Origin of the sequence: Klebsiella sp. K5-306 (genome assembly GCF_051835185.1) — a bacterium.
Lineage (GTDB): Bacteria > Pseudomonadota > Gammaproteobacteria > Enterobacterales > Enterobacteriaceae > Klebsiella > Klebsiella oxytoca.
Genome location: NZ_JAIFJY010000008.1, coordinates 192,595 through 205,256 on the forward strand (window position 1 = coordinate 192,595; position 12,662 = coordinate 205,256).

The 12,662-nt window shown below is 52.6% G+C and carries 10 protein-coding genes; 9 read left to right on the top strand and 1 reads right to left on the bottom strand.

Annotation, left to right across the window (positions count from 1 at the left end):
- The first annotated feature begins 45 nt into the window (after positions 1-45).
- Genes K2184_RS14610 through K2184_RS14630 form a run of 5 tightly spaced genes read left to right on the top strand, consistent with a single transcriptional unit; the run spans position 46 to position 5,329 of the window.
- Positions 46-1,086: a sugar ABC transporter substrate-binding protein gene (locus tag K2184_RS14610; RefSeq protein WP_023320480.1), complete on the top strand. Its 1,041-nt coding sequence runs from the start codon at positions 46-48 to the stop codon at positions 1,084-1,086.
- A gap of 16 nt (positions 1,087-1,102) precedes the next feature.
- Positions 1,103-2,602, top strand: a complete 1,500-nt coding sequence (locus K2184_RS14615) for a sugar ABC transporter ATP-binding protein (RefSeq protein WP_023320481.1) — start codon at positions 1,103-1,105, stop codon at positions 2,600-2,602.
- Positions 2,603-2,634: 32 nt separating this feature from the next.
- Positions 2,635-3,603, top strand: a complete 969-nt coding sequence (locus K2184_RS14620; RefSeq protein WP_023320482.1) for an ABC transporter permease — start codon at positions 2,635-2,637, stop codon at positions 3,601-3,603.
- Positions 3,603-4,460, top strand: coding sequence for a MurR/RpiR family transcriptional regulator (locus K2184_RS14625; protein ID WP_023320483.1), 858 nt, complete (start codon positions 3,603-3,605; stop codon positions 4,458-4,460). The genes K2184_RS14620 and K2184_RS14625 overlap by 1 nt, the downstream gene beginning before the upstream one ends.
- Positions 4,461-4,462: 2 nt before the next feature.
- On the top strand, positions 4,463-5,329 hold the full coding sequence (locus K2184_RS14630; protein WP_023320484.1) for a PfkB family carbohydrate kinase: 867 nt from the start codon (positions 4,463-4,465) through the stop codon (positions 5,327-5,329).
- Positions 5,330-5,434: 105 nt separating this feature from the next.
- Here K2184_RS14630 and K2184_RS14635 read toward each other — a convergent pair whose 3' ends face one another.
- Positions 5,435-5,572, bottom strand: a complete 138-nt coding sequence (locus K2184_RS14635; protein WP_162556697.1) for a hypothetical protein — start codon at positions 5,570-5,572, stop codon at positions 5,435-5,437.
- A gap of 74 nt (positions 5,573-5,646) precedes the next feature.
- On the opposite strand from K2184_RS14635, the gene cadC reads away from it, so the two are divergent.
- The 4 genes from cadC to dtpD all read left to right on the top strand — a co-directional run bounded on the left by cadC (position 5,647) and on the right by dtpD (position 12,646).
- Entirely contained in the window at positions 5,647-7,179 is a 1,533-nt protein-coding gene (gene cadC / locus K2184_RS14640) for a lysine decarboxylation/transport transcriptional activator CadC (RefSeq protein WP_016808755.1), read from the top strand.
- A 364-nt stretch (positions 7,180-7,543) separates the two neighbouring features.
- Entirely contained in the window at positions 7,544-8,881 is a 1,338-nt protein-coding gene (cadB, locus tag K2184_RS14645) for a cadaverine/lysine antiporter (RefSeq protein WP_004099844.1), read from the top strand.
- 81 nt (positions 8,882-8,962) lie between these two features.
- Positions 8,963-11,110 (top strand): lysine decarboxylase CadA, encoded by a 2,148-nt coding sequence (gene cadA, locus K2184_RS14650; protein ID WP_004099846.1) that lies wholly within the window; start codon positions 8,963-8,965, stop codon positions 11,108-11,110.
- Between the two features lie 60 nt (positions 11,111-11,170).
- The gene (gene dtpD, locus K2184_RS14655; RefSeq protein WP_004099848.1) at positions 11,171-12,646 is read left to right on the top strand and encodes a dipeptide permease DtpD; all 1,476 of its coding nucleotides are present in this window, start codon (positions 11,171-11,173) and stop codon (positions 12,644-12,646) included.
- The last annotated feature ends 16 nt before the right edge of the window (positions 12,647-12,662 follow it).

Here is a 12,662-nt window from a genome sequence, read left to right on the forward strand (position 1 = left end):
GCCTGTGGCGCTGACAAAAAACATACTGAGAATAAAGGCTGAAAAATGAAAAAAATATTACTCTCTGTACTCGCTTCATCTCTGTTGTGTTCTAGCGTTTATGCGGCAGATTTACCGCCGCTGCAATCTGATACTGAACCCGATCGGACCGACTGGTCTCAATTGGAAAGCAAGTACGGCCCGCTACCGGCGGCTGATAAGTCGCTGAAAATTGGCGGTGTATCCAAAACATTAACCAATGAATACTGGCGTTCTTTAGGTGAGGGCTATAAAAATGTCGCCGGTCGTTATGGTTTCACCGTCGCCTACCAGGCAGCGGCGAATGAAGAAGATCAGCTAGGCCAGCTTTCCATTGCTGAAACGCTAATTTCTCAGGGATTCAACGGCCTACTGGTATCGCCTCAGACGGACATTAACCTGTCGCCTGCGCTGGAAAGCGCGAAGAAAAAGAATATCCCGGTCATTAACGTGAACGACGCTGTGATGCCTAATGCTCAGTATTATGTCGGAAACGTGCAAAAGGATAATGGCGTTCGCGTGGCTAAATGGTTTATCGAACACCATCCGCAGGGTGGAAAAGTAGCGGTAATCGAAGGCCAGCCGGGCGTTTATGCGGCCGGACAACGTACGCGCGGATTTAAAGAGACGTTGGCCGAAAAGGGTAAATTTAACATTGTCGCCAGCGTTCCGGCGAACTGGAGTCGCGAACAGGCATTCAATGCGGCGACCACTATCCTGCAACAACATCCCGATCTGATAGGTTTCTATTCCAATAACGACACCATGGCCCTCGGCGTTGTGGAGGCCGTTCGCTCTCTTAAAAAATCCGGGCAGGTAGCCGTATTTGGAACCGATGGGATTTCCGACGCCTATGCCTCAATCAAACGCGGTGAACTAACCGGTACAGTGGATAGCTTCCCTGTCCTTACTGGTGAAGTGGCGATGGATGTCATGATTCGCCTGATTAACGGTCAGAAACTGTCGCGCGTGATCTCCACCCCTCAAGCCTTAATCACCAAAGAAAACGTTGATGCATTTTCAACTAAAGATAACAACGCGTTACGCCAGCTACTGACTCAACAATAAGGTGAGCGGAGAGTTTATGGAACAGTATCGTTTAGAGATGCGCGGCATCAATAAAACTTATGGAAATACCGCAGCGTTACAGGATGTGGATTTTTGCGTCAAACCAGGGGAAGTACACGCGCTTATTGGCGAAAATGGCGCTGGAAAATCAACGTTGTTAAACATCCTTTCCGGCGTGCGCAGTGCAGATAAAGGCGATATCAGCGTTGGTGGTCATCAGGTGCAGATAAAAAATCCGCTTAGCGCGCGTCATGCCGGTATCGCTATGATTCATCAAGAGTTGCAGCACGTTCCTGAACTCTCCGTAGCGCAAAATATGTTTCTTGGACGCCCGCTTACTAAAGCGAAGGGAATGTGGCTAAACAAGAAGGAGCAAGAAGAGAGGGCAAGGCGGGTATTAAAGCAGCTTGATCCCTCTATCGATCCCGGCGAGCCGATCAAAAACCTGAAGGTCTCGCAGCAGCAAATCGTGGAGATTGCCCGGGCGCTGCTTGATGATGCAAAGATTATCGCCATGGATGAGCCGACATCAAGCCTGACGCCCAGAGAGTTCGAGCGCCTGGCTGAGCTGATTGCTGACCTGAAAGCGATGGGTGTTTCTCTCATCTACGTCTCTCACAAAATGAATGAGATATTCAAAGTGTGCGATCGAGCTACCATCATGCGCGACGGCAGGCAGGTTGGGGTGGTGAACATCTGCGATGAAAATGAAGAAAGCATTGTCGCCAAAATGGTGGGCAGGAAAATTGAGCATGTCGCGCATAACTCCTGGGCTACTGAACGCCACGTTCTGATGGTTGAAGGCCTGGCGAGTGCCGCGGTCAGCCCGGCGACATTTTCCGTTTGCGCCGGCGAGGTCCTGGGCGTCGCTGGCCTGGTTGGCGCAGGGAGAACGGAACTGCTGAAACTGATTGCCGGGATAGATAAGCGTACCGGCGGTACCATACGGGTCAACGATCGGCTGGTTGAACGTCAGGATGTCCGAACGGCGATAAAAGCCGGGATAGGATTAGTTCCGGAAGATCGTAAAAAAGAAGGGATTATCAAGGCGCGGGCGGTAAAGATGAATATGGCCTTACCGTCAATGCGTCACTTTACAAGCGCAGGACTGGTCAATACCTCAAAACTTAACCAAGTGGCGAATAGAGTGATGGCGGATCTGAAGCTGCGCCCGCTGGACATTGAAAAAACGATTGGTACGCTGAGCGGAGGGAATCAGCAGAAAGTCATCATTGGGCGCTGGGTGGCCGCTGATGCTCAGGTATTCTTATTTGATGAGCCGACCCGCGGAATTGATATTGGCGCGAAATCAGAAATTTATAATCTGATAGAAAAACTCGCCGCAGCAGGTAAGGCTATTATTGTTGTTTCATCAGAAATGACAGAAATCATCAGAATCTCAGATCGGGTTCTGGTTATGCGAGAAGGAAAAATCACTCAGGAGCTGACGGGGAATTCGATTACTGAAGAGAATATTGCCCGTTTTGCCATTAATGATGCGGGCCATATTGCCTGACCTATCACCAGTAATTTTGAAAGGCTATAATCATGATGACACATGCAGGTAAAAATAGAGTTTTACCGTCCTCGCTGGTTAAATTCAACGTGCGCGATGCCGGAACCCTAATTGGGTTGCTAATCATTATTGTCACGTTTTCTTTTTTATCTCCGGTATTTCTCACACTGCCGAATTTACTTAACATACTTCAGCAATCGTCAATTAATGCGTTAATCGCTTTAGGAATGACTCTGGTCATTATTTCTGGCGGCATTGATTTATCGGTTGGTCCGACGGCGGCAATGTCCGCCGTGTTCGGCGCATCACTAATGGTCGCCGGTATTCCGCTGCCGCTTGCCGTTGTGTTGACCCTCGGCGTCGGCGCCGCGTGCGGACTTTTCAGCGGGACGCTGATTGCGTGGGCCGGTCTCCAGCCGTTTATCGTGACTCTGGGGGGGTTATCGCTATTCCGCGCTATTGCGCTGATCTTTACCGGCGGTAATCCGGTATTCGGTATCCCATCCTCCTTCCGCGATATGATTAATAGCTCGCTGTTTGGTATACCGACTCCGATTGTTATCGTGGCAATTATTGCGCTCATACTGTGGACGGTAATGAACAAAACCCCGCTGGGAGAATATATTCTGGCGATTGGTGGCAATGAAGAGGCCGCCCGCGTGGCGGGGGTTCCGGTTAGACAAACTAAAATTACGGTTTACGTTATCTCCGGTATTCTTGCCTCGTTGGCATCGCTGATTCTGATTGGCCGCCTGGGCGCAGCGGAACCCACTATCGGCACATTATGGGAGCTGGACGCTATTGCCGCCGCAGCGATTGGCGGCGCCTCATTGATGGGCGGCAAAGGCAGCATATTCGGCACCCTGATTGGGGTTATTATTTTGGGGGCGTTACGAAACGGGCTGACGTTGCTTAATATTCAGGCATTTTATCAATTGCTTGCAACAGGTCTTATTATTATCATAGCGATGTTAATTGACAGAGCAACCCGAGGCAAGTAATGAAGCAGGATCCACGAGCCATTGGCGCTCAGATACGTATGCGTTTGCCACAGCTGACACCGCTTGAACGGCGTGTTATTGAGGCAATAATTTCCCGAACCGATCTGACAGAGCAAACTTCTTTAAAAGAAATCGCTCAAGAAAATAATGTTTCGGAAGCCATGATCGTTAAAATAACTAAAAAGCTTAACTTCACGGGGTTCAGGCATTTCAGAAGCAGCCTGATTTATTATAACGAATCAGAAGTGGCGGGATTGCATGCGGAAATCGAGCCTGGTGATACCTCTGAGCAGCTTCTGGCTAAGGTATTTCGCACCTCAATTCAGGCTATCGAAGAGACCATGTCTATTCTTGATATTTCTGAATTTAATCGTGCGGCGGATCTTATATTTAAAGCGCGCCATATTGATCTGTATGCTGTGGGGGGATCCGCGACCGTGGCTCGCGATCTCGCACACAAATTGCTAAAAATAGGCATAAAGTCATCTGTTTATGATGACGCGCATATTATGTTGATGTCTGCCGCCGTTTTATCTGACGATGACGTGGTGATTGCTATAAGCCATTCCGGAGCAACCCGTGCGGTGAATGCTCCGGTAAAACTTGCCGCCCGTAATGGCGCTAAAGTTATTGTCGTCACTAATTATGCAGAGTCGCCCATTGCGCATAACGCGCATGTAGTACTCAATTCAACATCTCAAGGGTCGCATTTACTTGGCGAAAATGCCGCATCGCGTATTGCTCAACTCAATATACTGGATGCGCTGTTTGTGGCTATCGCTAAAAAGGATCTCAGTCAGGCAGAGAAAAACCTGATGAAAACCCAGCGTGCGGTTCAGGATCTTCGGGAGTTCTAGTCATGAACAAAATTGCAGTTGCAGGCAGTCTCCATTACGACATCATGATTGATGCGCATCATCGGCCTGAGAAAGGTGAAACGGTAATGGGGACCGCCTGTCGCTATAAGTTTGGCGGTAAAGGGGGGAACCAGGCTATCTCGGCGGCCAAACATGGCTCAGAGGTCCGATTCGCCGGCGCCGTTGGCGCAGATGAACAGGGACGTTTTCTGGTTGAAACATTACGTCAGGCGGGCGTTGACGCGAGCGCCGTTGCGGTGGTGGCAGACGCGCCTTCGGGAATGAGCGTGGCCATTTCCGATCGTGAAGGCGATTACGGGGCTGTTGTGGTATCCAATGCTAATCAGAAAATCCCCGCCAGCGTATTCCAGAACGCGCGCTTCTGGGATAGCGTCAGCATGCTGGTGTTGCAGAATGAAGTTCCGGAGACGATTAATATTGAAGCCGCCAGCGCGGCAAAGCAGCGCCGTATTCCGGTATGTATTAACGCTGCGCCGGCACGCCCGCTTAGCGAACCCTTCGCGGCGCTGATCGATATTCTGATCGTCAATGCCATTGAGGCACGCGATATGTGCGGCATCGAGGTTGAAGATTTGGCTTCGGCACAGCATGCCGCGACGCTGCTGGCGGAGCGCTTTGCTAAGGTGGTTGTTACCGCTGGCGAGCACGGTGTTGCCTGGTGCGAAGCGGGTAAAGCCGCGCAAGCTTTGCCCGCCCGGAAGATTAAGCTGGTCAGCACTCATGGGGCAGGGGACTGCTTTGTTGGGGCGCTGTGCGCATCTTTCACGGCAGGCCATTCGTTAGCGGAAGCGGTGGCAAGCGCCAACGCTGCCGCAGCCCGCCACGTCTCTCAGCCAGCGACGCCTTAATCCTCTACGGGCTGAAGGCCAGCCGTCCTGTCGCTGGCCTTAAGTAGCGCAACGGAGCCTCACCTTCAGGGAGGTGAGGATTGCATCCTAATCGGAATACTAGCTCTAGCTTTCAGACCCACCCTTTGTTGCTATTTTTTGCAATATTTCAAATTGATAATCGATTACTTGTTCTTTATCAATGGCAAATGAAAATTTGTCAGCCATTAAAAACGGAGAAGAATATATTGCGTTCATGGTCATGACCCCTATCATTAATAGGTAGGGGAAATGTGTTATCATCCCGCCTTTCCCTTTTCGTCCTGGGGCTCTTTTTTATGCAACAACCTGTTGTTCGCGTTGGAGAATGGCTGGTTACTCCCTCTGTTAACCAAATTAGCCGCAAGGGGCGTCAGCTAACTCTCGAACCGCGCTTAATCGATCTTCTGGTTTTCTTTGCCCGCCATCCTGATGAAGTACTGAGTCGGGATGAGCTTATCGACAACGTCTGGACCCGCAACGTTGTGACCAGTCACGTCGTCACGCAAAGCGTTTCTGAGCTACGTAAGTCGCTGAAAGATGGCGACGATAGCAGCATGGAATATATCGCTACCGTTCCTAAACGCGGCTATAAGCTAACGGTGCCGGTGATTTGGTGTACGGAAGAGGGGGAGGAACTGACGCCGGTTATTCCTGCAGAAACGCCGACGGTCGCCGTGGACGCGCCATCGGTTTCCCCGCAGCCTGAGGCGGCTGCGCCAGAGATGGCGCCGGTGGCGAAGCCGGAAAAACGTAAGCGGCTGAGTACCTTTATCGTCTGGGGCCTGTTTTTGCTGGCGCTCGCAAGCTGCGTGGCGCTGGTGGCATTATCCACCCTGGAGTCGCGCCCGCCGGTCACAAAAACCCGCATACTGCTCAACCCGCGGGATGTTGATATCCACCTGCTCAGCGGCAATACCTGTAACAACTGGTCATCGCAGCACTCCTATGCCATCGGCCTGGGGAGCCTGATTACCACCTCGCTGAACACGTTCTCCACCTTTATGGTGCATGATAAAACCAACTACAACATCAATGAGCCGAGCAGTTCCGGAAAAACCCTGACCATTGAGTTCGTCAACCAGCGGCACTATCGCGCGCAGCAGTGCTTTATGTCGGTCAAAGTGGTGGATAACGCCGACGGATCGACGATGATGGACAAGCGCTACTTCGTGACCAGCGACAACCAGCTGTCGATTCAAAACGACCTGCTGAGTAGCCTGTCGGACGCGCTTAAGCAGCCATGGCCGGCGCGAATGCAGGAGATGCTTAAGCAGTATCAGCCGTCGCAAAGTATCGCGCTCACGCATTTCTATCAGGCACATCAGTTATTAATGAACGGAGACGTCGATTCGCTGGGCAAAGCCAGTAGCCTGCTTGCCGATGTGAATAAGCAGTCGCCGGACTTTACCTACGCCTGGGCGGAAAAGGCGCTGGTGGACGTATTACGCCATTCCCAACAGCCGTTAGATGATAAACAACTGGCCGATCTTTACAGCGAAATAACCCGGGTGGGTAATATGCCGGGGATTAAAGATATGGCAATATTTTATCAAATTAAAACGGTAGACATGCTGGGTAAAGGCAAAGTCGATGAAGCCTACAGCGCGATTAATTCCGGGATTGATCTGGAAATGTCGTGGATGAACTATGTGCTGCTGGGCAAAGTGTACGAAATGAAAGGACAGAACCGGGAAGCTGCCGATGCCTATCTGACGGCGTTTAATTTACGGCCGGGAGAGAATACGTTTTACTGGATTGAAAACGCGGTATTCCAGACCTCCGTAACCCGAGTGGTACCGTATCTCGATAATTTCCTCGCTTCAGAATAAGTAAACCCTCATCACGGCCATGGTTTTGGCCGTGATGAGGTTAAAATTATGTTTCTCATGAGCCGCCAGATTGTTATATCTTATAACCAGTCCGGTCCCGCATGTAACACCTTTTCAACACGATTTAGAGTTCACAACTTATTGAAAAATAACTTCATTTATCTTTTCCTGATATCAACATGTCATCCTGATATGTTGCACGAAAAAGGTCAAAATATCATTTGTCTGATGTTTGCAGTTATTTCACTTTATCTTTAGGACTTATCTCGTACTAATCCGTAATCTTGTTGGCAGTTGGTCGGGTCAATAAAAGGTTCATCATCATGATCTGTACCTCCCAAATAAACTTAGGAGAAAAGCAAACATGAGTTCTGCCAAGAAGATCGGGCTATTTGCCTGTACCGGCGTCGTCGCCGGTAATATGATGGGGAGCGGTATCGCATTATTACCTGCAAACCTCGCTAGCATCGGTGGTATTGCCATCTGGGGTTGGGTGATTTCTATTATTGGCGCGATGTCTCTGGCTTATGTTTATGCCCGACTGGCGACCAAGAACCCGCAGCAGGGCGGCCCTATTGCCTACGCCGGTGAAATATCTCCGGCGTTCGGTTTCCAGACCGGTGTGCTTTATTATCACGCCAACTGGATCGGTAATCTGGCAATTGGTATTACCGCCGTCTCTTATTTATCAACGTTCTTCCCAATTTTAAATAACCCGGTGCCGGCAGGTATTGCCTGTATTGCCATCGTATGGATATTCACCTTCGTGAATATGCTCGGCGGGACCTGGGTTAGCCGCTTGACAACCATTGGCCTGGTGCTGGTACTTATTCCGGTAGTTATGACCGCCGTGGTCGGCTGGCACTGGTTTGATGCCGCAACCTATCAGGCAAACTGGAACACCTCCAGCACCACTGACAGTCATGCGGTAATCAAAAGTATTCTGCTCTGCCTGTGGGCCTTTGTCGGGGTGGAATCCGCCGCCGTCAGTACCGGAATGGTGAAAAACCCGAAACGCACCGTGCCGCTGGCTACCATGCTGGGCACTGCGATGGCCGGTATCGTCTACATCGCAGCGACTCAGGTTATTGCGGGTATGTATCCTGCTTCTCAGATGGCCGCATCCGGTGCGCCGTTTGCAGTGAGCGCCTCCACTATTCTCGGCGGCTGGGCTGCGCCGATGGTTTCCGCCTTCACCGCCTTTGCGTGCCTGACTTCGCTCGGTTCGTGGATGATGCTGGTGGGTCAGGCCGGCGTACGTGCCGCCAATGACGGTAACTTCCCGAAAGTGTATGGCGAAGTCGACAGCAACGGGATCCCGAAAAAAGGCCTGCTGCTGGCCGCGGTGAAAATGACCGCGCTGATGGTACTGATTACCCTGATGAACTCTACCGGCGGCAAAGCTTCTGACCTGTTCGGCGAGTTGACCGGTATCGCGGTACTGCTGACTATGCTGCCTTACTTCTACTCCTGCGTTGACCTGATTCGCTTCGAAGGCATCAATGTACGCAACTTCGTCAGCCTGATTTGCTCCGTACTCGGCTGCGCGTTCTGCTTCATTGCCCTGATGGGGGCAAGCTCCTTCGAACTGGCCGGTACCTTTATCGTCAGCCTGATTATCCTGATGTTCTACGGTCGCAAAATGCACCAGCGCCAGAACAACGACAACTCAGCAGATAGCAACACCGCCAGCGCGCATTAATCAGCAACCCTATTCCTGAGGCTCCTTCCATCACCTGTCACGACGTGGCGGGAGGGGCTTTCTTTATCTGGAGATTTGACTATGAACGTTATCGCAATCATGAATCACATGGGTGTCTACTTCAAAGAAGAACCCATCCGTGAACTGCATCGCGCCCTCGAACGCCTGGACTTCCGTATTGTCTACCCGAACGACCGTGAAGACTTATTAAAACTTATCGAAAACAATGCGCGTCTGTGCGGCGTTATCTTCGACTGGGATAAATACAATCTCGAACTGTGCGAAGACATCAGCAAAATGAACGAATATATGCCGCTGTATGCCTTTGCAAATACTTACTCAACGCTGGACGTCAGTCTCAACGATCTGCGGATGCAGGTTCGCTTCTTCGAATATGCGCTGGGCGCCGCGGAAGATATTGCGAACAAAATCAAACAGAATACTGACGAGTATATCGACACCATTCTGCCGCCGCTGACCAAAGCGCTGTTTAAATACGTACGTGAAGGCAAATATACCTTCTGTACGCCAGGCCATATGGGCGGTACCGCGTTCCAGAAAAGCCCGGTCGGCAGCATCTTCTACGATTTCTTTGGTTCCAATACCATGAAATCCGATATCTCCATTTCGGTATCTGAACTTGGTTCTCTGTTGGACCACAGCGGCCCGCACAAAGAAGCGGAAGAGTACATCGCTCGCGTCTTCAACGCGGAACGCAGCTACATGGTGACGAACGGGACCTCTACCGCTAACAAAATCGTCGGGATGTACTCTGCGCCAGCAGGTAGCACCGTACTGATTGACCGTAACTGCCATAAATCGCTGACCCATCTGATGATGATGAGCGACATTACGCCAATCTACTTCCGCCCGACGCGTAACGCCTACGGTATCCTCGGCGGTATTCCGCAGAGCGAATTCCAGCATGCGACCATCGCGAAGCGCGTAAAAGAAACCCCGAACGCGACCTGGCCGGTGCACGCGGTGATCACCAACTCCACCTATGATGGTCTGCTGTACAACACGGACTACATCAAGAAAACCCTGGATGTGAAATCCATCCACTTTGACTCCGCGTGGGTGCCTTACACCAACTTCTCGCCGATTTATGAAGGCAAATGCGGGATGAGCGGCGGCCGCGTTGAAGGCAAAGTGATTTATGAAACCCAGTCCACGCACAAATTGCTAGCGGCGTTCTCTCAGGCTTCGATGATCCACGTCAAAGGCGACGTTAACGAAGAAACCTTTAACGAAGCCTACATGATGCACACCACAACGTCTCCGCACTACGGCGTGGTGGCTTCTACGGAAACCGCGGCGGCGATGATGAAAGGCAACGCCGGTAAGCGCCTGATCGACGGCTCTATCGAACGTTCTATCAAGTTCCGTAAAGAGATCAAACGTCTGAAAGGCGAGTCCGACGGCTGGTTCTTCGACGTCTGGCAGCCGGAACATATCGATGGTCCTGAATGCTGGCCGCTGCGTTCCGACAGCGCATGGCACGGTTTCAAAAACATCGACAACGAGCACATGTATCTCGACCCGATTAAAGTCACCTTGCTGACCCCGGGGATGAAGAAAGACGGCACCATGGATGAGTTCGGTATTCCGGCCAGCATCGTGGCGAAGTATCTCGACGAGCACGGTATCGTGGTCGAAAAAACCGGCCCGTACAACCTGTTGTTCCTGTTCAGTATCGGTATCGATAAAACCAAAGCGCTGAGCCTGCTGCGCGCGCTGACCGATTTCAAACGCGCGTTCGACCTGAACCTGCGGGTGAAAAACATGCTGCCGTCGCTGTATCGTGAAGATCCTGAATTCTACGAAAACATGCGCGTTCAGGAACTGGCGCAGAACATTCACAAATTGATTGAGCATCACAACCTGCCGGACCTGATGTTCCGCGCGTTCGAAGTGCTGCCGACCATGGTGATCACGCCGTACGCCGCGTTCCAGAAAGAGCTGCACGGTCAGACCGAAGAGGTGTATCTCGAAGAGATGGTGGGTCGCGTTAACGCCAACATGATCCTGCCGTATCCTCCGGGAGTGCCGCTGGTCATGCCGGGTGAAATGATCACCGAAGAGAGCCGTCCGGTGCTGGAGTTCCTGCAGATGCTGTGCGAAATCGGCGCCCACTACCCGGGCTTCGAAACCGATATCCACGGCGCCTATCGTCAGGCGGATGGTCGTTACACCGTTAAAGTGCTGAAAGAAGAAAACAACAAATAATCGATGCACAACAGGGAAGTGGCTTGCCACTTCCCTTTTTTCACGCTGCAAGGAGAACATATGAAAACACCCTCACAGCCGCGCGCGATTTATTACATCGTTGCGATCCAAATCTGGGAATATTTCAGCTTTTACGGCATGCGTGCCTTGCTTATCCTCTATCTCACCCATCAGCTCGGCTTTGATGACAGCCATGCCATCAGCCTGTTCAGCGCTTACGCCTCTCTGGTGTACGTCACTCCTATTCTCGGCGGCTGGCTTGCCGACCGCCTGCTCGGCAACCGCACGGCGGTGATTGCCGGCGCGCTGTTAATGACGCTTGGCCACGTGGTGCTGGGCGTCGAATCCACTTCCACCTGGAGCCTGTATCTCGCGCTGGCGATCATTATCTGCGGCTACGGCTTGTTCAAATCCAACATCAGCTGCCTGCTGGGCGAACTCTATGCCGTTGACGATCGGCGCCGCGATGGCGGTTTCTCGCTGCTGTACGCCGCCGGTAACGTCGGCTCCATCGCCGCGCCCATCGCCTGCGGGCTGGCGGCGCAGTGGTACGGTTGGCATATCGGCTTTGCGCTGGCGGGGATCGGCATGTTTGTCGGCCTGATGATCTTCCTCAGCGGTAGCCGCTACTTCCGTGATACCCGCGGCGTCGATAAACAGGCGCTGCGGACGGTGAAGTTTGTGCTGCCGACCTGGGGCTGGCTGGTGGTGATGCTCTGCGTTGCGCCGGTGTTCTTTACGCTGTTGCTGGAAAATAACTGGTCCGGCTACCTGCTGGCGATAGTTTGCGTGTTCGCCGCCCAGATGGTAGCCCGCATTATGGTCAAATCCCCGGAACATCGCCGCGCGCTGTGGCAGATCGTTCTGCTGATGCTGGCCGGTACCCTGTTCTGGGTTCTGGCGCAGCAGGGCGGGAGCTCGATTAGCCTGTTCATCGACCACTTTGTGAACCGCCGCTTGCTGAATATTGAAGTGCCGACCGCGCTCTTCCAGTCGGTTAACGCCGTGGCGGTGATGGCGGCGGGCGTCGTACTGGCGTGGTTGATGCGTCCGGAAGGTTCCGTGCGCTCGGCGCTGCGCGTATGGCTGAAGTTCGCCTTTGGCCTGGTGCTGATGGGCTGCGGCTTTATGCTGCTGGCGCTTAACGCACGCCACGGCGCGGCGCAAGGGCAGGCATCGATGGGCATGATGGTGGCCGGACTGGCGCTGATGGGCTTTGCCGAACTGTTTATTGACCCGGTGGCGATGGCGCAGATCACCCGCCTCAATATGCCCGGCGTTACCGGCATGCTGACCGGCATTTATATGCTGGCGACCGGCGCGGTCGCTAACTGGCTGGCGGGCGTCGTCGCCCAGCAGACCACCGAGTCGCAAATCAGCGATACGGCAATTGCCGCGTATCAGCACTTCTTTGCGCAGATGGGCGAATGGACGCTGGGCTGCGTGGCGATCATTGTCGTCGTCGCCTTCGCCGCCGCGTTCAGCGTTGGCAAACGCCGCGCGGCCGCCGGTGAGCTTCCCGGAGGCGGCGCCTAGCCTTCGGCTGGCGACA

What these genes read in the sequence shown, in the direction of transcription:
- K2184_RS14610 (WP_023320480.1), top strand. Translation starts at nt 46, where the DNA reads ATGAAAAAAATATTACTCTCTGTACTCGCTTCATCTCTGTTGTGTTCT.
- K2184_RS14615 (WP_023320481.1), top strand. Translation starts at nt 1,103, where the DNA reads ATGGAACAGTATCGTTTAGAGATGCGCGGCATCAATAAAACTTATGGA.
- K2184_RS14620 (WP_023320482.1), top strand. Translation starts at nt 2,635, where the DNA reads ATGATGACACATGCAGGTAAAAATAGAGTTTTACCGTCCTCGCTGGTT.
- K2184_RS14625 (WP_023320483.1), top strand. Translation starts at nt 3,603, where the DNA reads ATGAAGCAGGATCCACGAGCCATTGGCGCTCAGATACGTATGCGTTTG.
- K2184_RS14630 (WP_023320484.1), top strand. Translation starts at nt 4,463, where the DNA reads ATGAACAAAATTGCAGTTGCAGGCAGTCTCCATTACGACATCATGATT.
- K2184_RS14635 (WP_162556697.1), bottom strand. Translation starts at nt 5,572, where the DNA reads ATGACCATGAACGCAATATATTCTTCTCCGTTTTTAATGGCTGACAAA.
- cadC (WP_016808755.1), top strand. Translation starts at nt 5,647, where the DNA reads ATGCAACAACCTGTTGTTCGCGTTGGAGAATGGCTGGTTACTCCCTCT.
- cadB (WP_004099844.1), top strand. Translation starts at nt 7,544, where the DNA reads ATGAGTTCTGCCAAGAAGATCGGGCTATTTGCCTGTACCGGCGTCGTC.
- cadA (WP_004099846.1), top strand. Translation starts at nt 8,963, where the DNA reads ATGAACGTTATCGCAATCATGAATCACATGGGTGTCTACTTCAAAGAA.
- dtpD (WP_004099848.1), top strand. Translation starts at nt 11,171, where the DNA reads ATGAAAACACCCTCACAGCCGCGCGCGATTTATTACATCGTTGCGATC.